We start from the raw sequence: 17,462 nt of genomic DNA, 5'->3' as shown, positions 1-17,462 counted from the left end.
ATCACAACACCGGTCGGAGTCAGGTATTCATCATCCCGATGGTTCGCCGCATACGGAAGCCCTGCTGAAACATACTTGTCCCCTTCGGCCCCGGCGAACACGTCGGATTCGGACACCGTCGCGGAGGACACGGGAGGCGGTCCGCCAGGACGGCGAGTAGCAGATGTTACGGCGCCACGGTGTCACAGGGCGTCAACTCGGCTTTTTCGGCGAGTTGACGCGATCGTCCGTGTCGGCGACCGGCCCGCTCAGGTTGCGGCCTTGCCGGCCTTGGCGGCCTTGGCCGCGGCCTTCTGCTCCTGCTTGAAGGCCCGGACCTGGGCGAGCGACTCGGGGCCGGTGATGTCGGCGACGGACCGGTGCGAGCCCTCTTCCCCGTACGCTCCGGCCGCCTCGCGCCAGCCCTCCGGCCTGACCCCGTACTGCTTGCCCAGCAGCGCCAGGAAGATCTGGGCCTTCTGCTTGCCGAAACCGGGAAGGCCGCTGAGGCGCTTGAACAGCTCCTTGCCGGTGTCCGCGCCCTTCCATACCTGTTCGGCGTCCCCGTCGTAGGTGTCCACGAGGTACTGGCACAACTGCTGGACGCGCTTCGCCATGGATCCCGGGTACCGGTGCACGGCGGGCTTCTCCGACAGCAGCGCGGCGAACCGTTCCGGGTCGTACGCGGCGATCTCGTGCGCGTCCAGGTCGTCGGTGCCGAGCCGCTGGGTGATGGTGTAGGGGCCGGTGAACGCCCACTCCATCGGGATCTGCTGGTCGAGCAGCATGCCCACAAGCGCGGCCAGCGGGCTGCGGCCGAGCAGTTCGTCGGCTTCCGGACGCTGGGTGAGTTGAACCTTCGTGGCCATGCGCCCAGCTTAGGGCCGGTCCGAACGTCACAGCGGGACCGCGCGGGACTGCGGGACGCCGATCCGGACGAGCCCTCCACCAGGGACGGCGCAGAATTTGCCAAACGACCTCCCGGAACGTATTGACTCTCCCGACAAAAGCACTGGAATGGGACATCAAGGCAGGGCCTTCAACCGCGACCCGTGCACGGAGGTGTGCGCCGATGCCCGCACTGGCTGATCACCGGAGCGAAATCCGCGAGGCACTGGCCCGGCGGCTCTGCGACGAGTTCGGGTCCGTTCCGTCGGACACGGTGCACCGGTGCGTGGCCGACGTCCAGGCGCGCATGGCCCACCTGGGTCTGGAGGTCACCTCCGCGAGGGTCGAACGGATGGCCCGCGAGCATCTCACCGGGAGACTGAAGTCGGAGCCGCCCTCAAGACGCGCGTCGGCCGGCGAGGTGGACGGCTGAAGTCCCTCTTCGGACGTGTACGGGACACCGCCCGCGTCTGATCTGAGAGGCTAGAGGGGTGAGTCCCCGTAGTCGCCACCGTCCCTCCGGGGAACCGGGCCGGGACGGATCGACGCCCCCGGACGAGGTCTCCGCGATTTTCGACGGCATGCTCCAGCACGCACGCGAGCTGCTGGCCGTGCGCAGCCCCTTGGACGCCGAACTCATCGTCAGCGAGATCCTCGGGTCATGGTGGGGGCAGCGGGTGCCGGGCGGGGACGTCGAGGAGGTCATCGGCGAGGCCCTCGTCGACCACGCCGCGGCGGCCGGTACCCCGGCCGCGCTGGGTCTGCTCATCGGTATGGCCTACATGGGCACCCCCCGCCAGGCGGCGAAGGCCGAACGCGCCGCGCTGGATCTCATGGGGAACGGTGTCGCCCGGCCGGGCTGGGCCGACCACGTGGGAATGGTCGCGTCCGAGGAGTGCTTCGTGTCCCGGGACGTCTACGGCGACCAGGACTCCGTCGTCTGTACCTACACCTACGGCGGCACCGAACGGCACGCCCTTGTCGTGGTGGTCGACCGTAACAAGGCCGGGGTCGTCGACCCGACCGGTGACCCGTTCGCCCGCGCCACGCGTGTCGTGCGCCCGCCGATGCCCGGGATGGTCAGGGACGCCTGGGTCTCGTCCAGGGTCGACGACCTTCTGGAGCAGTGCCGTCGAGAGGGCCGCGAGAATCCCCTCATCCGGTTCGAGCCCCTCGATCCACGGGAGGCCAGGGCGTTGTTGCTGAGCGCGCTGGACGTCACCGACGACACGCGCGACCCGCCGGTGAACGAGAATTTCGGGTCGTACCACGCCTTCGTCCGCGCACGGGTGGACATCCTCCCGCCCGGCGGGCGTCTGCCCGACCCTCCGGTGTACGGGCACGACAGGCGGGCGACGATCGCGGCGACGTTCCTCGCGTCGGAGGAGGCCGGGCGCCTGTCCGACCTGTCCGCCGCCAGCCGGTGCGTCGACCGCATCATCGACTACGGCTGCACCCACGATTTCGGGCGGCCACTTCGGGTCAGCCCCGTCAAGTGCGAGATGTTCCTGCTCGACTGGCTGCCGCGCAAGGTGTTGCTGTCGCCGACCGAGCAGGAGGCCGTGCCGCACGTGCTGGCCGCGTGGGTACGGTGGGCGGGTCGGCGCACCGGGCTGCCCGAGGAGGGCATCAGGGTGACGCTGGACGCCCTGTGGGACGCCACCGCCAAGTTCGCCGACGCCTACCGCGATCCGGCCGCTTTCGGCCTCGACCGCGCGGTGGTCGACCGGCTCCTGCCCGACGGAGACCTGGAGGCGCTCCCCCGCCGCGCGTTCGCCCTGCCGTTCCTGTCCGGAAGGCACAGGCGGACCGGACGGCACGGCTATATCGACCTGTCGACCCTGGACCCCTCCGATCCCGACGACCGGCGCGTCATCCTGGAGTTCGAACATCCCGGCGGCGACGAGGAGCACCTGGACGCGCACGAACGCCTCACCCGACGGTTGTGGGACGGCGACCCGCCGCAGCTGTGGGATACCGCACAGTCGCTGCTCGACGTCGGCTACGAACGCCACCAGATCTTGCACAGACTCATGGACGTCCTGGACCACCACGAAGACGATCCCGACAGGCTCCACGAGGCCCTGCGTGTGCTCCGCCACGAACCCGCACCGGAGTGAACTCCCGGTTTGCACGCGGCGTCCCCGGCGGCAATCATCAGGTCTCGGACACGGTCTCGCGGGGGACCCGGGGGGCCGGCCCCGGTCGTAGGGAGTGATCTTGTTGGAGTGGTCCGAGTTCGCCCGGCGGCTGGGTCGTGAGCTGGCGGGTCTCGAACGGGACACGATCCTCATCGTGCGGGAGCGCGACGAGAGCCGGCACTACGTCCAGGCCATGCGCGAGCCCGACCGGCTCTACGCCGAGGCCGTCAGCAACAACTTCCTCGAAGGGCCGCTGCTGCTCACCAGGGCCGACGAGGAGATCATGAGCGATGTGGGCTGGCGTCCGCCCGCCGACCCCGCCCCGCGCAACTGGTGGACGGAGCTGCCGGAGTTCGGCACGCCCGGCGGGATGCCGGCCGTGACCGACGGCGACTTCTCGCGGCTGGCCGACGTCATGGTCACCGCCCTTCGCGACGTCCAGGGCGTACGGCGGCCGTCCGACCTCGTGTACGAGTCGTTCCACCGGCACGGCACCGGCCTGATCGAGCTGACGGACTTCGGCATCGACGTCGCGGACCCCTCGCGCGTGAACAAGCGTCGCTCCTCGTCCTGCGGCGCCTCCGACCACCCGTTCGGGGAGCGGTTCGCGGAGGCGGGCCCGCCGCCCGCCGCGATACCGCCCGCCGCGGCGCCGCCCGCCATAGCGCCCCCCGCGGCACCGCCCGCCGTGGCTCCGCCCGTCGGGGCCTCCCCGCTCCCGGAGGGCCTGCCCCACGCGGACGCCGATCCGCTGGAGCCCCGTCTCGCCGAGGCCAAGGCGAACGGCGACAACACCACGTACTTCCGGCTGCTGGCCGGCGCCGACCTGGTGCTCCCCGCGACCGCCTCCGCCGTGGAGGATCCCGACCGCGCCGAGTTCCCCACGATCACGATCGGCAGTAGCACCTACGTCACGGTCTTCACCTCACCGGCCGCCCTGGCCCGCACCGGCGACCGGCACCCGGGCCTCTACCGGCGCACCTCCTTCGCCCGGCTCGCGTCCGGCTGGCCCGATCCCACCTGGCGGCTGGCGATCAACTGGGGCCTGCCGAGCGAGGTCCTCCTGGACTCGTCGGTCATCGCCCGCATGCTCGGAACCTCCGGCACGGCACCGTCCCTCGCCCCGGACGTCACCAACCCGTACGGGACGGTGAACCCCAACGCGCTGTCGGGGCCCAATCCGGTGGTCGGCGGTTCGCCTCCACCGATCAACGGCTCCGCCAACGGCGTCGACCGGGTGCAGGACGAGTCGCACACCGCGATCGACCCGTACACGCTCGCCGAACTGAGTGCGGCGCTCGACGCGAACACGACCCACCCGAACGGCTTGTCACCCGAGCCGGTCGCGGCCGAGAAGCCCGCGGAACCGGAGCCCGCCGCCCCCGAAGCGGCCGCTCCGGAACCCGCCGTCCGGGAACCCGCCGTCCCGGAGCCGGCGGCTCCGGAGGCCGCCGTGCCCGAGCCCGTCGGGGGACTTCCCCTGGGCGCGCCGACGACGAAGAGCCCGGTGGACGGCCCGGCGCGGCAGTCCGCGGGCCTTCCGATGCGGCCGCCGCACGGGGCCCGCCTCTGGCGCTCGACCGGCGACGACGACGAGGCGATCCTGGCGGTCTACGACGCCATCGGCGGCGTGTGGGCCCCGGCCAGGACCGACGCCCTCCCGGCTCCGCGCCCCGAGTGAACCGGCTCCCGCCCGTACGGCCATCAGCCCGCCGCAGAGCCCCTCGCGGACACGGACGAGACCCGAGCGACCTCCCCCGAACCTCGGGGTCTCACAGGCGCGCACAGCCACGTCCGACTTGAGCGGTGGAACGCGGCCGGGGCGGCCGTCTGAGACACGGAGATCGGTGGTAGGTCTTGGGCATGGCGGTCATCGACATCAACGCCGATCTCGGTGAGGGGTTCGGCGTCTGGGAGCTGGGCGACGATCTCGCCCTCCTGGAGGTGATCACGAGCGCGAACGTGGCGTGCGGGTTCCACGCGGGCGATCCGTCGATCATGCGCCGGGTGTGCGCGGCGGCCGTCGAGCGCGGGGTGACGATCGGCGCGCAGGTGTCGTACCGGGATCTGGCCGGTTTCGGACGCCGGGAGATCGACGTTCCCGCGCCGGAGCTGACCGCCGAGGTGCTGTACCAACTCGCGGCGCTGGACGGGTTGGCGCGCGTGGAAGGGGGCCGCGTGGCGTACGTCAAGCCGCACGGAGCGCTCTACAACCGGGTGGTCCGCGACACCGTGCAGGCCGGTGCGGTGGCCGAGGCGGTGCGGGAGTACGACCCGTCGCTTCCGTTGTTGACGCTCGCCGACTCCGCGCTGCGTGGCGTCGCCGACGGGCTCACCGTCGTCACCGAGTGTTTCGCCGACCGGGCGTACACGCCGTCCGGCCGGCTCGTGTCCCGCCGAGAACAGGGGGCCGTCATCCACGACCGGGACACCGTCGCCCGGCGCGCCGTCCAGATGGCGACACAAGGCACCGTCAGGGCGGTGGACGGCGGTGAGGTCGTGCTCAACGCCCGGTCCATGTGCGTGCACGGCGACACTCCCGGCGCCGTGGATCTGGCCCGGTCGGTACGGTCGGCGCTGACGGAGGCGGGTGTGGTGTTGGAGTCGTTCGCGTGAGGGTGCTGCGCGCCGGTGACACGGCTCTGCTCGTGGAGACCGGTGACCTTGCGACCGCCCACCGCTTGAACGCCGCCCTGCGGGACGAACCGATCCCAGGCATCGTGGACGTCGTCGTCGGAGAACAGACCGTCCTGGTGGTCCTCGACCCGTCCGCAGATCTGGACCGTCTCGCCGCGCGACTTCCGCGGTTGCCACTGCCTGAGAGCGCCGAGGGAGACACCGAACCGGTCGAGATACCGGTGGTCTACGACGGCGAAGACCTGGACGAGGTCGCCGCCGATACGGGGCTGTCGCGCGAGGAGGTCGTCCACCGGCACTCCGCCGCGTCGTACACGGTCGCCTACCTGGGTTTCTCCCCCGGCTTCGGGTATCTGACGGGCCTCGATCCCCGCCTGCACGTGGCGCGGCGCGCGTCGCCGCGGACGTCGGTCCCGGCGGGTTCGGTGGCGATCGCGGGGCCGTACGCGGCCGTCTACCCGTCGCGGTCGCCGGGCGGCTGGCGGCTCCTCGGCCGGACCGATCTGCGGCTGTGGGACGTCACGCGCGATCCGCCGTCTCTGCTCCGCCCGGGGATGCGTGTCCGTTTCGTCCCCGAGGGGTCCCTTTGATCGAGGTGGTGCGGCCCGGACCGCTCGCGACCGTGCAGGACCTCGGCAGGCCGGGCCGCGCGCAGTTCGGCGTTCCGCGTTCCGGAGCCGCGGACGAGCCCGCGCTCCGCCTCGCCAACCGGCTCGTCGGCAATTCCGAGGGCGCGGCGGGCGTGGAGCTGACGCTCGGCGGAGCCGCGTTGCGGTTTCACCGGCACGCCTGGATCGCGGTGACGGGGGCACCCGTCCCGCTGCGCGTCGACGGCCGCCCGTACGGGATGAGCGCGCCGTGTCACGTCGCCGCTGGGGCACTGGTCGAGTTCGGCACGCCGACGTCCGGTCTGCGCAGTTACCTCGCCGTCCGCGGGGGTGTCACCGTCGACGAAGTACTGGGAAGCCGTTCGACCGACCTTCTGTCCGGCCTCGGGCCCGCGCCGCTGTCATCCGGTGACCGCCTCCCAGTAGGCGACACCAAGGGTCTCGGTGACATCACCGTGGACGTCGCACCCGTGCCGCCCCTCCCGGAGACGCCGCTACTGCGCATCCTGCCGGGCCCACGTGACGACTGGTTCTCGGAAGACGCGCTGACCACCCTCACCACCGCGTCCTACGTGGTCTCACCGGACAGCAACCGGATCGGCGTACGGCTGGACGGACCACCACTGACCCGTGCCCGTGGCGGCGAACTCGGCAGCGAGGGCATGGTGACCGGTTCGCTCCAGGTTCCGCCCAGCGGGACGCCCATCATCTTCCTGGCCGACCATCCGACGACCGGCGGTTACCCCGTCATCGCAGTGCTCACCTCATCCTCGCTCTCCCACGCCGCGCAACTACGCCCAGGCCAACACCTACGCTTCCACCTGTAGCAGCCGCCTGCTCGACCATGCAGCACGCCGCTACAGCAGCGGGCTTCACTCAGACTCGACGGCGCCTGGGTCCTCACCCTTGGACCTCGGCGTTCTGGAGAACGGACGGCTCCACGTCCGCGGCCGGCTCGCCGACGTGGTCAACACCGGCGGGGACGACGACGTCGCGGACCTTCGGATGGTGGGAGAGAGTGGCGGCGACCTCGCCCGCGACGACCTTCTCTCCTGGTCATGGTCTACCGTGCTCTGAACCGGCACTCAGCGCGTCCTTCGGTCACCCCGCCATCGCAGTGCTCGCCCCGTCCTCGCTTTCCCACGCCGCGCAACTACGCCCAGGCCAACTACTCCGCTTCCACCGGTATAACGGCCGCTTGTTCGGCCATGCGGCACGCCGCTACAGCAGTGGCTTCACTCGGCTCAGCGCGTCCTTGAGCGGGGCGGCGGGAATGTCTTCGAATGGGGTCACGGCCACGTCGTCGTCCTTGGTCTCCCATACGCCTGCCACGCGTCCCTGGTACAGCACGACCGGGGATATCCAGCCCGCGGCCCGACTCACCTCTTTGCGACGCTCCGGGGGCACAAGGTAGGTCGCGCCTGTTCCCGCGCCCAACACGTACTGGTCGAAGGCTCCGAGCAGCCGGACGGACGCGCTCGGCTCAGTGGCCAGGAGTTCGTCGCGGTGCTCGTCCAGGAGGTACATCGGTACGCCGTCCACCTCGATGGTGGAGAGCCCGTCCTCGGCCGCGGCGAACCAGCTCTTGACGTCTCTCTTCCGGTTCATCTTGCGCATCAGCCAGTTGTCGAACATGTCGGGGGTGGCGGGCCCGTGCGCACCGAGGAACGTGTGGATCGCGGTGCGGGCGGCGTCCTCCAGGGGCGGCAGCCCGCTCCAACCGGGCAGCCACCGTTGCGGTGAGGTGAACGTCACGCGTGTGCCCTGCGCGGGGCCGTGGCAGAGGACGCCCCACCACGCCAGGGGTTTGAGGACGGTGCCCCAGCCCGAGTTGAGGATCTCGGCGAGGTGGCGCGAGCCGGTCTCGTCGACGATGGCCTCGGTGAGCTCTTCCCGCGTGACCGTCGCACCGTTCGCCAGCGCGCCGGTGGCCGCCTCGGCCATCGCCTCCAGATCGGCGGGCGTGGCCCCGAAGTTGCGCTGCCAGACGGGTTTCTCCCAGTGGCGGACGGCGGCGCACAGCACGAGGTAGGCGGCGGCCTCGTCGGCAGGGAGCAGATGCAGGGTGCCGCGCATGGCCCAGGTCTTGACGAGTGTCCGTTCGTCGATGAGCGCTCGTCGTACCGCGCCCGCTTCAGGGGCGGCCTGCCTTACCGCGATGGCGAACTCCGCCGACGAGGCGACCTGCGCCTGTACCCCGGCAAGACGGCGCGCGACCTCCACCACCGACGCGTCGCCCGCGCGTTCGATGAACTGCCGTCGCATTCGCCAGGCCAGGACCTGCGCCCACGTCACCGATTCCATCCTCCGATTACAGCGCACGCCCCCGACAGGACTCGACGCGTCCGCTCCTCCGAGCGGTCAGCCCAGGCGATGGGTGAGTTCGGCGAAGGCGTCGCGAACGTCGTCGGCGGTGAGCACCGTGAGGTCGTCGGCGGTGGCGGCGTCGCCCAGTCCGGCGGCCCGCAGCGCGCGCCGCGCGCATGCCTTCTCGTACATGGACCGGGCGAACCGGCCGTTGCCCAGTTCGTCGATCCGTCCCGATCCGCAGGCGCGTTGGAACACCAGGGCGAGGTCGTCCAGGGCGCGGTCCTCCCAGTGGTCGCCGCCCTCCTCGGCGATGAGTTGCGCGATGCGCAGCAGTTCGTCCGGTCCGTAGGAGGGGAAGTCGACGCGGACGTCGAACCGTGACGCCAACCCGGGGTTGGACGACAGGAACCCGTCCATCTCGGCTTCGTAACCGGCGAGGACGATGACGAGACGGTCCCGGTCGTCCTCGGCGCGTTTCAGCAGGGTCTGTACGGCCTCGGCGCCGAACGCGTCGCCACCGGAGTAACCCGGGTTGCTCAGCGCGTAGGCCTCGTCGACGAACAGGACCCCGCCGAGCGCGGAGTCGACCACCTTGTTCGTCTTGAGGGCCGTTCCGCCCAGGTGTTCACCGACGAGATCCGCGCGCTGCGCCTCGACCACTTCCGGACGGGCGAGGAGCCCGGCGGCGGCGAAGATGCGGCCGAGGACCCGGGCGACGGTCGTCTTGCCGGTTCCGGGTGGCCCGGTGAAGACGAAGTGGCGTGTCGGTGGGCGGGTGACCAGGCCCTGTTCCTCACGCATCCGGGCGACCTGGAGTTGGGCGGCGATCTCGCGGACCTGCCGTTTCACCGGTTCGAGTCCGATCATCGCGTCGAGCGAGCGGAGCGCCTCGTCCAGCGTCGGCGTCTCCGCGTAGCCGCGGTACCGTTCGGTGACCTCGGCGAACGCGGCCTCGACGTCCTCGGCGCACAGGGTGACCAGGTCGTCGGCGCTGGGCGCGGCCGGACCGGACGCGGCGTTCACGACGCGCACGTCGCGCGCCCGCGCGGCCGCCTCGGTCAGGGACCGGACGAACCGGCCGTTGCCCAGTTCGTCGACGATGCCGCGCCGTTCGACCTCCTCGAACCGGGCGGCGAGACGCCGCCGCGCCTCCGGGTCGAGCCGGTCCTCGCGGAGGGCGACGTGGTAGTCGGCAATCCGGAGCAGTTCGGACGGACGGTACGACGGAAAGTGCACGCGCGTGCCGAACCGGGACGCCAGCCCGGGGTTGGAGTCGAGGAACTCGGCCATCTGCGCGTCGTATCCCGCGAGGATGATGACCAGGTTGTCGCGGTCGTCCTCCGCGCGTTTGAGGAGCGTCTGCACGGCCTCGTCCCCGAACCGGTCGGGCTGCCCCTCGGCGGAGTTGACGAGGCCGTACGCCTCGTCGACGAACAGCACGCCGCCCAGCGCGGAGTCGACGAGCCGGTTGGTCTTGAGGGCCGTGGCGCCGAGGAACTCCCCGACGAGGTCCGCGCGGTGCGCCTCGACCAGCGCCGGTTCCGGCAGCAGCCCGAAGGCGTAGAAGATCTTGGCGAGGACGCGTGCCACGGTCGTCTTGCCCGTCCCGGACGGTCCGACGAACACGAAGTGCCGCATCGGCTTCTCCGTGGGCACCCCGGCGGCGGCGCGCATGTGCGCGGCCTCGATCGACGCGGCGATCGAGCGGACCTGCCGTTTGACCGGTTCCAGGCCGATCATGTCCTCGAGCTCGGCGAGCGCGTCCGCCACCGAGATCTCCGGCGCGGCGTCTCCGCGTGGTTCGGCGGGCGCCGGGGAGGCCGCGCGGCCGGGCTCGGCGGTGTCGGTCGCCTGCGCCGCGGCCCGCTGGTCGCGGCCCGCGGTCGGCGCGACACCGGCCTCGGCGTCATCGGGGACACGCCGGTCGGTCTTCCCGGGGCGGCCGGGCCCGTCGTCTTCGGTGGGCCTGTCGAGACGTTCCGGCCGTTCGCGTTTGTCGTTGCCGGACGGATTCTTACGCGGTGTCACCGTTCCGTCCCCCTTCGGGCCCGCCTGTTCCTGGACCCACCCGGTTTCGTACGCCTCGGCGGGCACCGTGCGCCGCGCCTGGTCCCAGCGGTAGGCGAGGACGATCAGGGCCGCGATCCAGCCCGGCGCCACGTGCGCCTCCGGCAGGGGCTGCGCCGCGGCCGCCGTCGTCAGCCCGGCGGCGCCCAAGGCGATGAGCGTGGAACGCCACGGCGTGTATCCGCGCAACCGGAACGCGACGAACGCCACCGGCAGCGCCAGCAACGCCAGGAGCAGCTCGGGCCTCAGATACGGCGGGTGTTCGTCGTTCGGGTAGAGCCTTCCCAGAGGAATCAGGAGGAGCAGCCAGGCCATGACGACGGCGACGACCGCCATGCCCGTGGGCGAACGCAACGTCAGATGGACGACGACGAGCAGGATCGCCGTGAACGCCGCCGCGGCGAGGAACGGCCCGTCCAGTACCACCGTCGCCGACACCACCAGGGCGAGGAGCAACAGGCCGCCCAGGAACCGCACCCCCGGCGTCACCTGGAAGTACCGCCACCGCAGGCGCTCGAAAAGATCCCGCGCCGCGGCGTCCTTCGCCGCACGGGAGCGAGACCTGCCGAACAATGCCATCAGAAGCGAGTAAAGCGCAGGACCGCCCGGAACGGCACTCCCCGCGCCCGGTTCGTTGGCGTCCCCACGCCTGCCTGCTACGGAACAGGGAAGACCTGCGTCTCGGCACCACCACATTTGTGCTGTCCAGAAGTAGCGGTTCGCTTGCCCACGGTCGACGGCGGCGGCTGGAATGATGAGCGCATGGCTTCCCCGACCGATCACCCGGGCGCGCTGCCCGGCCTCACCCCGGCCCCCGGCCCCGCCGCCGAGGAGATCTCGCGCGTCGCGGGCTACGAGATCGAGGACCAGCTCCTCGCCCTGTCGGTCCCGGGCGGCCGTCCGACCACGATCGCCGGGGTGGACGAAGTCGGACGCGGCGCGTGGGCGGGCCCCGTCGTGGTGTGCGCGGCGGTCACGGATCTGACCCCGCCGCCCGTCCTCCAGGGACGCGGCGACAGGACGGTCGGGCTCACCGACTCCAAGCTCCTGACCGAGGCGCACCGCGAGTCGTTCGCCGAACTGTTGCCCGGATGGCTCGTCGGTCACGCCATCGGCGAGTCCGGTCCCGAGGAGATCGACGAGGTCGGTATGACCGAGGCCCTGCGACGCGCCGCCGTCCGCGCGTTGGAGTCGCTGCCCCTACCGCCCGATGTCGTCATCCTCGACGGCAAGCACGACTTTCTGCGCCGCCCCTGGCGTGTGCGCTGCGAGGTCAAGGCCGACCAGAGGTCGGTCACCGTCGCGGCCGCCTCCGTCCTGGCCAAGGTTCATCGCGACCGGCTGATGGCAGGTTTGGACGAAGAATGCCCCGGTTACGGATTCGCGGACAGCGCCGGTTACCCGTCCCCCGCGCATCAGAAAGCCCTTGCGGAGTTCGGGCCGACGCCGCATCACCGGATGTCGTGGTCCTATCTCGACGACCTGCCGCGCTGGCGGCATCTGAAGAAGCACCGCGACCCGCTCGCAGGGGAAGGGCAGCTCAGCCTCCTGTGACCGCGCCTCGGGTCCCCCGTTCGGCGTCCCGGCATGAGTCATCTCCACGGACCCGGGTAAGGCGGCGACAACGGGAGGTACATGCCATGGACACCGTCGTGAAGAAGCTGCTGCACGAGTCCGGTGAGACGTTCGCCGAACAGGCCGGCATCCCGCTGAAGGACCAACCGGCCGCGCTGTTCAAACTCCTCGTCCTGGCCAACCTGCTGAGCGCGCGCATCTCGTCCGACATCGCCGTCGCAGCCGCCCGTGAACTGTTCGAGGCGGGCGGCGGAACACCACGCGGAATGAGCAGACTGACCTGGCAGGAACGGGTCGACGCACTCGGACGCGGCCACTACGTCCGCTACGACGAGAGCACCGCGTCCCGCCTGGGCGACACCGCGCGGATCGTCCAGGACAAGTACAAGGGAGACCTGCGACGCCTCGCCATCGACGCCGGACGCGACCCGCGGAAGGCGGCCGAACTGCTCCAGGAGTTCCCCGGCATCGGCCCCACCGGCGTGGACATCTTCTGCCGCGAGGCCCAGTCCATCTGGCCCTGGCTGCGCCCCTACGTCGACGGCCAGGTGAAGAAGGGCGCCGAACGGCTCGGCCTGCCCACCGACGCCCGCGAACTCGCCTCCACCGTGCCCGACAAGGACCTGGCGCGGCTGACCGCCGCCCTGGTACGGGTCGCCCGCGACAAGAAGCTCGCCGACACCCTGAAGGCCGCGTAGGTCGCCGGAGCGCCCCAACGCGGCCCTACGCGGCCCTCCGCCCCGACGAGATCACAGCCGGACGATGACCTCCTCGACCGGTTTCCGCGTGATGTCGGGAACCATCGCGTCGTCCGCCGGATACCCGACCGGGATCACGACGTAGGCCCGTTCCTCCTGCGGACGGTCGCACACCTCGTTCAGGAACCTCATGGGGCTCGGCGTGTGCGTGAGGGTCGCAAGGCCCGCCTGATGCAGCCCGGCCAGCAGGAACCCCACGGCGATCCCCACCGACTCCTTCACGTAGTAGGGACGCGGCGTCTCCGGGCCCTTGTGCACTTCGAAGACCACGATGACGGCGGGGGCGTCCTCCAGGAACGGCTTACGCCAGTCCGTTCCGAGCGGCGCCAGCGCGTCGAGCCACTCCTGCGAGGCACGCCGTTCGTAGAACTCGCGTTCCTCCTGCTCGGCGGCCTCTCTGAGCCTCCGCTTGCGTTCCGGGTCGGTGACGACCACGAACCGCCACGGTTGCAGGTTGGCGCCGCTCGGAGCGGTCGCCGCCGCACGGATCGCGTGGTCGATGACGTCCATCGGCACCGGGTGGCGGGAGAAGTCGCGCACGGTGCGGCGCAACGTCATCGTGTCGGCGAACGCCTCGACGCGCTGGACCGCCTCCCCCTCCGGAACCTCGAAACGAGGTGCGGGGACAACTGGATACTGCCGCTCAGAACTCATGCGACGTTCCTACCCTCGCGGTCGGGCCCGGAGCAATCGGCAGGATCAGCCAATGTTCCGGGCCCGTACCAGCACATATGCGGACCGGGGACGTTCAGTCCTTACCGCGTGAGGCGACCCACTCCAGGTTCCACCCGTACGCCTGGTCGACCGTCATCTTCCCCCAGCGGGGACGGCCGGGGGGCGGCAGGATGAACCGGCCCTCCCTGCGGACGACCAGTTCGCCGTTCACGTTCTCGATGAGCGCGAGGACCGCGTCACGGGACGCGTCGGCGCAGTCGTCCATGCGCATGTCGATCGGCGGCGCGCCCACCGGGTACAGCGTCGCGACCGCGTCCAGGCCACGGAAGTCGTCGGCGCCGTCGTAGATCTCGGCGAACACCAGGATCCGCTTGAACTCCGCGGTGTGGTCGAGGTTGATGTGCAGGTTCTCGCCCGTCTCGATCGCGCCCGTGCGGTCGTCCTTGTCGAGCTTGATGTACGGCGGACGTTCCAGCGCCCCCATGTCACCGAGCGCGTGGATGATGCCCTTCTGACCGTTCTTCAGCTCCCAGAGGCAGCACAGGTCGAGGTCGAGGTCGACGCCCCGGCGCCGCTTCCCGAACCGCCCCTTGGCGACGCCCTCACGCGCGGTCCAGTTGAGATTGACCCGCATGTGACCGGACGTCGCGCCGTGCTTGGTGAGCGAGACCGACGGAGAGTTCTTGGTCAGCGAGACCGTACCGCCCTGCGGCTGCGGCGCCTGAGGCGGCGCGGGCGGGGGCGGAGGCGGGGGCGCGTACTGCCCGGGCGGCGGAGGAGGTGCGTACTGGCCACCGGGCGGCGGGGGCGCGTACTGACCTCCGGGCGGCGGAGGCGGCGTGTACTGGCCACCGGGCGGCGCAGGCGGGGGCGGGTACTGGCCTGGGGGCGGCGGAGGCGGCACCGTCTGCGGCTGCGCGGGCGCGGGCGGGGGCGCGGGGGCGGGCGGCGGAGGCGCGGCCGCCTGACCGGGGTCGTCGACCGAGATCCCGAAGTCGGTGGCCAGACCGGCGAGCCCCGAGTCGTAACCCTGGCCGACCGCACGGAACTTCCACGCGCCCTGCCGCCGGTACAGCTCACCGAGCACGAACGCCGTCTCGGTCGTGGCGCCCTGGCTGTCGAACCGCGCGACCTCGGCTCCCGTCCCGGCGTCCACCACACGGACGTACAACCCCTGGAACCGGCCGAACGTACCCCCGTCGGACGACGCCGCCACGACGATCTTGTCGATGGCGGGTTCGACGCGGTCCAGATCGATCGACAGGACGTCCAGGACCGTGGGCCCCCGCTGTTTCCCGTCATGCCGGACCGCACCCGACTTGTGCGCCGGCTGGTTGTAGAAGACGAAGTCCTCGTCCGAACGCACCCGACCCGTGTCGGCCAGCAGGAGCGCGGACGCGTCCGCGTCCGGAACGCCCGGACCACCCTGCCACCCCAGCTCGACCCTGACCGAGGGAACCGGCACCGCGGTGTTGGCGCCCTTCTGCATCGACATTAACGCTCCCCATCATCGAACGACGTCCCCAAACCTACGGGCCCTCGCACGGCCCCGCGACCTGCAATGAGGGACGCACGGAAATCATGGGGAGTTCCGGTCCGACCGTCGACACCTGTTTCGAAGAGCGTGGCCCGCCGGGAAGAGCACGCCGCCCTCCCCACGGAAACGGCACCTCAGGGGACGCGAGCCGTCCATTCCGGCGTGCTGAACTTGTCGGTCACGTACTTGCGGGCCAGCCGCACCTCGTCCTCGCCCAGACGGTCGTCGACCAGGCCGTACCGGCCCCGGAAATGCGCGATCATCCGGTCGATGATCTCCTCGCGGGCGAGACCCGTCTGGCGGCGCAACGGATCCACCCGCTTCACCGCGCTGGCGACCCCCTTGTCGGAGATCTTCTCCCGGCCGATCCGCAGCACCCGCAGCATCTTCTCCGCGTCGATGTCGTAGGCCATGGTCACGTGGTGCAGCACCGTGCCGGCGGCGAGCCGCTTCTGCGCCGCCCCCGCGATCTTGCCCTGGTCGGACGTGATGTCGTTCAACGGCTGGTACCACGCCTTGATCCCCAACTCGCCGAGCGCGCCCAGCACCCAGTCGTCCAGGAACGCGTAACTCTCCACGAACGACATGCCCGCCACCAGCGACTCCGGCGCGTACAGCGAATAGGTGATCGTGTTGCCGGGCTCGATGAACATCGCGCCGCCACCGCTGATTCGACGGACGACCTCCACGCCGTACCGTCCGGCCGCCTCCGCGTCCACCTCGTTCCGCAGCGACTGGAAACTCCCGATGACCACGGCGGGCGACGCCCACTCCCACACCCGCAGCGTCGGTGGACGCCGTCCGGCGCCCACCTCCTCGGCGAGCACCTGGTCCAGCGCCATGTGCAACGCCGGATCCTGCGGGGCCTCATGGACCAACCGCCAGGCGTGGTCACGCCAGTCGGACGCCCGCGTGACGGCACGCCGCACCGCGATCCCCACCGCCTCCGCGGTGAGGCCGAGCATCACCGTGCCCTGCGGCAGCCCCGCCTCGACACGCTCGCCGATCGCCCTGGCGTCCAGCGCCGCGGGCAGGCCCTCCAGAGCCGCGTTGATGTCCTCCAGGGCCGTGTCGGGCTCCAGGAAGAAGTCACCACTGATCCTCGGCCCGCGCAGGAGCCCGTCCACGACGTCCACGTCGGCGACGACGAGCTTGCCACCGGGGACCTTGTACTCACCGTGCATCACGTAGATTCGAACCCCGCCGTCCGACCGCTGATTCCGGTCGGCTTGACGGACCGGTCCCGGGGAACCGTTGACGGTGGCGAGCGCGGAAGGACGGCGCAGGTGAGCAACCTCGATGTGCGACCGAAGACGGTCGAGTGCGGTGGACGGGACGACGTGCCGGGCCGTCCCGTGCGCGAACTGCTTCCTCCCCGGCGCGTCCCACTCGGGGAGAGCACGGTCGTCCGTCGACTACTGCCGAGCCTGGGACGCCGCATGGTCGGCGCCTGGTGCTTCGTCGATCACTACGGCCCGGACGACATCACCGACGAACCCGGCATGCAGGTACCCCCGCACCCACACATAGGGCTGCAGACGGTGAGCTGGCTCCACGACGGCGAAGTCCTGCACCGCGACAGCCTGGGCAGCCTCCAGACCGTCCTCCCCAGACAACTCGGCCTGATGACCGCCGGACGCGCCATCGCCCACTCGGAGGAGTCACCGCGCGCACACGCCCCCATCCTCCACGGGGCCCAACTGTGGGTCGCGCTTCCCGACACCCACCGCGACACCGACCCCGCCTTCGAGCACCACACCGAACTCCCCACCGTGCGAGGCCCCGGTTTCGACGCCACCGTGATCCTCGGCCGACTCGACACGGCCACCTCGCCCGGCACCACCTTCACCCCGATCATGGGCGCGGACATCACCCTGGCGGACGGCGCCGAGGCACGGCTGCCGGTCGAACCCGACTTCGAGTACGCCGCCCTCACCATGTCCGGAATAACGGAAATAGACGGAATGCTCGTTGAGCCCGGCTCGATGCTGTACCTCGGCTCGGGCCGCCGCGAACTCCCCCTCCGGGCGACCGACGGCACCAGCGGACTCGTCCTGCTCGGCGGCGAACCGTTCGCGGAGAAACTGGTGATGTGGTGGAACTTCGTCGCGCGCATGGGCGAAGAGATCACCCAGGCCCGGCAGGACTGGATGACGGGCGACCGGTTCGGCGAAGTGCACGGCTACGACGGCCCACCGATTCCCGCCCCCACCCTGCCCGCCACCCCCCTGAAACCCCGCGGCCGCACCCGCTGACCACCCGAACGCACCGGCCAACCGGCCCACGT

Annotated in this window: 16 protein-coding genes; 10 read left to right on the top strand and 6 right to left on the bottom strand. The window is 70.9% G+C overall.

Features of this window, described 5'->3' with window-relative positions; all coding sequences use genetic code 11:
- Positions 1 to 248: 248 nt before the first annotated feature.
- The gene (locus BZB76_RS28520) at positions 249 to 848 is read right to left on the bottom strand and encodes an HhH-GPD-type base excision DNA repair protein (protein ID WP_121437549.1); all 600 of its coding nucleotides are present in this window, start codon (positions 846 to 848) and stop codon (positions 249 to 251) included.
- 203 nt (positions 849 to 1,051) lie between these two features.
- Between BZB76_RS28520 and BZB76_RS28515 the strand changes: the two genes are divergently transcribed.
- From BZB76_RS28515 to BZB76_RS34355, 7 genes are all read left to right on the top strand, one after another.
- Entirely contained in the window at positions 1,052 to 1,300 is a 249-nt protein-coding gene (locus tag BZB76_RS28515) for a hypothetical protein (protein WP_121437548.1), read from the top strand.
- Positions 1,301 to 1,448: 148 nt separating this feature from the next.
- Positions 1,449 to 2,987, top strand: a complete 1,539-nt coding sequence (locus BZB76_RS28510) for a hypothetical protein (protein WP_121437547.1) — start codon at positions 1,449 to 1,451, stop codon at positions 2,985 to 2,987.
- A 100-nt stretch (positions 2,988 to 3,087) separates the two neighbouring features.
- The gene (locus BZB76_RS36125) at positions 3,088 to 4,689 is read left to right on the top strand and encodes an SseB family protein (protein WP_246007272.1); all 1,602 of its coding nucleotides are present in this window, start codon (positions 3,088 to 3,090) and stop codon (positions 4,687 to 4,689) included.
- Positions 4,690 to 4,871: 182 nt separating this feature from the next.
- The gene (locus tag BZB76_RS28500) at positions 4,872 to 5,624 is read left to right on the top strand and encodes a LamB/YcsF family protein (RefSeq protein WP_121437546.1); all 753 of its coding nucleotides are present in this window, start codon (positions 4,872 to 4,874) and stop codon (positions 5,622 to 5,624) included.
- Positions 5,621 to 6,235 (top strand): 5-oxoprolinase subunit PxpB, encoded by a 615-nt coding sequence (gene pxpB / locus BZB76_RS28495; protein WP_121437545.1) that lies wholly within the window; start codon positions 5,621 to 5,623, stop codon positions 6,233 to 6,235. The genes BZB76_RS28500 and pxpB overlap by 4 nt, the downstream gene beginning before the upstream one ends.
- The gene (locus tag BZB76_RS28490) at positions 6,232 to 7,080 is read left to right on the top strand and encodes a 5-oxoprolinase subunit C family protein (protein ID WP_121437544.1); all 849 of its coding nucleotides are present in this window, start codon (positions 6,232 to 6,234) and stop codon (positions 7,078 to 7,080) included. Before pxpB ends, BZB76_RS28490 begins: the two co-directional genes overlap by 4 nt.
- A gap of 79 nt (positions 7,081 to 7,159) precedes the next feature.
- Positions 7,160 to 7,330, top strand: coding sequence for a long-chain fatty acid--CoA ligase (locus BZB76_RS34355; protein ID WP_147449585.1), 171 nt, complete (start codon positions 7,160 to 7,162; stop codon positions 7,328 to 7,330).
- Between the two features lie 144 nt (positions 7,331 to 7,474).
- Here the strand turns inward: BZB76_RS34355 and BZB76_RS28485 are convergent, their stop codons facing one another.
- A complete protein-coding gene (locus BZB76_RS28485) occupies positions 7,475 to 8,557 on the bottom strand; it encodes a winged helix DNA-binding domain-containing protein (RefSeq protein WP_121437543.1) in 1,083 nt (360 codons plus the stop codon).
- Positions 8,558 to 8,614: 57 nt separating this feature from the next.
- Entirely contained in the window at positions 8,615 to 11,209 is a 2,595-nt protein-coding gene (locus tag BZB76_RS28480) for an AAA family ATPase (protein WP_121437542.1), read from the bottom strand.
- A gap of 183 nt (positions 11,210 to 11,392) precedes the next feature.
- Between BZB76_RS28480 and BZB76_RS28475 the strand changes: the two genes are divergently transcribed.
- On the top strand, positions 11,393 to 12,184 hold the full coding sequence (locus tag BZB76_RS28475; protein WP_121437541.1) for a ribonuclease HII: 792 nt from the start codon (positions 11,393 to 11,395) through the stop codon (positions 12,182 to 12,184).
- Between the two features lie 86 nt (positions 12,185 to 12,270).
- The gene (locus tag BZB76_RS28470) at positions 12,271 to 12,903 is read left to right on the top strand and encodes an HhH-GDP family DNA glycosylase (protein ID WP_121437540.1); all 633 of its coding nucleotides are present in this window, start codon (positions 12,271 to 12,273) and stop codon (positions 12,901 to 12,903) included.
- 51 nt (positions 12,904 to 12,954) lie between these two features.
- Here BZB76_RS28470 and BZB76_RS28465 read toward each other — a convergent pair whose 3' ends face one another.
- The 3 genes from BZB76_RS28465 to BZB76_RS28455 all read right to left on the bottom strand — a co-directional run bounded on the left by BZB76_RS28465 (position 12,955) and on the right by BZB76_RS28455 (position 16,359).
- Positions 12,955 to 13,617, bottom strand: a complete 663-nt coding sequence (locus tag BZB76_RS28465; RefSeq protein ID WP_121437539.1) for a nitroreductase family protein — start codon at positions 13,615 to 13,617, stop codon at positions 12,955 to 12,957.
- Positions 13,618 to 13,711: 94 nt separating this feature from the next.
- A complete protein-coding gene (locus BZB76_RS28460; RefSeq protein ID WP_121437538.1) occupies positions 13,712 to 15,133 on the bottom strand; it encodes a TerD family protein in 1,422 nt (473 codons plus the stop codon).
- Positions 15,134 to 15,309: 176 nt separating this feature from the next.
- On the bottom strand, positions 15,310 to 16,359 hold the full coding sequence (locus tag BZB76_RS28455; protein WP_121437537.1) for a lipoate-protein ligase LplAB: 1,050 nt from the start codon (positions 16,357 to 16,359) through the stop codon (positions 15,310 to 15,312).
- A gap of 102 nt (positions 16,360 to 16,461) precedes the next feature.
- On the opposite strand from BZB76_RS28455, the gene BZB76_RS28450 reads away from it, so the two are divergent.
- Positions 16,462 to 17,430, top strand: coding sequence for a pirin family protein (locus tag BZB76_RS28450; protein ID WP_121437536.1), 969 nt, complete (start codon positions 16,462 to 16,464; stop codon positions 17,428 to 17,430).
- Positions 17,431 to 17,462 lie beyond the last annotated feature (32 nt).

Source organism: Actinomadura pelletieri DSM 43383 (assembly GCF_003634705.1).
In the GTDB taxonomy this organism is placed as follows: Bacteria; Actinomycetota; Actinomycetes; order Streptosporangiales; family Streptosporangiaceae; genus Spirillospora; species Spirillospora pelletieri.
This window is presented reverse-complemented; position numbering and strand designations above follow the sequence as displayed.

Excerpts from the sequence above, each read along its gene's own strand:
- BZB76_RS28460 (WP_121437538.1), bottom strand. The coding sequence starts at position 15,133 with ATGTCGATGCAGAAGGGCGCCAACACCGCGGTGCCGGTTCCCTCGGTC.
- BZB76_RS28470 (WP_121437540.1), top strand. The coding sequence starts at position 12,271 with ATGGACACCGTCGTGAAGAAGCTGCTGCACGAGTCCGGTGAGACGTTC.
- BZB76_RS28520 (WP_121437549.1), bottom strand. The coding sequence starts at position 848 with ATGGCCACGAAGGTTCAACTCACCCAGCGTCCGGAAGCCGACGAACTG.
- BZB76_RS28500 (WP_121437546.1), top strand. The coding sequence starts at position 4,872 with ATGGCGGTCATCGACATCAACGCCGATCTCGGTGAGGGGTTCGGCGTC.
- BZB76_RS28465 (WP_121437539.1), bottom strand. The coding sequence starts at position 13,617 with ATGAGTTCTGAGCGGCAGTATCCAGTTGTCCCCGCACCTCGTTTCGAG.
- BZB76_RS28475 (WP_121437541.1), top strand. The coding sequence starts at position 11,393 with ATGGCTTCCCCGACCGATCACCCGGGCGCGCTGCCCGGCCTCACCCCG.
- BZB76_RS28455 (WP_121437537.1), bottom strand. The coding sequence starts at position 16,359 with ATGCACGGTGAGTACAAGGTCCCCGGTGGCAAGCTCGTCGTCGCCGAC.
- BZB76_RS28480 (WP_121437542.1), bottom strand. The coding sequence starts at position 11,209 with ATGGCATTGTTCGGCAGGTCTCGCTCCCGTGCGGCGAAGGACGCCGCG.
- BZB76_RS28510 (WP_121437547.1), top strand. The coding sequence starts at position 1,449 with ATGCTCCAGCACGCACGCGAGCTGCTGGCCGTGCGCAGCCCCTTGGAC.
- BZB76_RS28485 (WP_121437543.1), bottom strand. The coding sequence starts at position 8,557 with ATGGAATCGGTGACGTGGGCGCAGGTCCTGGCCTGGCGAATGCGACGG.
- BZB76_RS28515 (WP_121437548.1), top strand. The coding sequence starts at position 1,052 with ATGCCCGCACTGGCTGATCACCGGAGCGAAATCCGCGAGGCACTGGCC.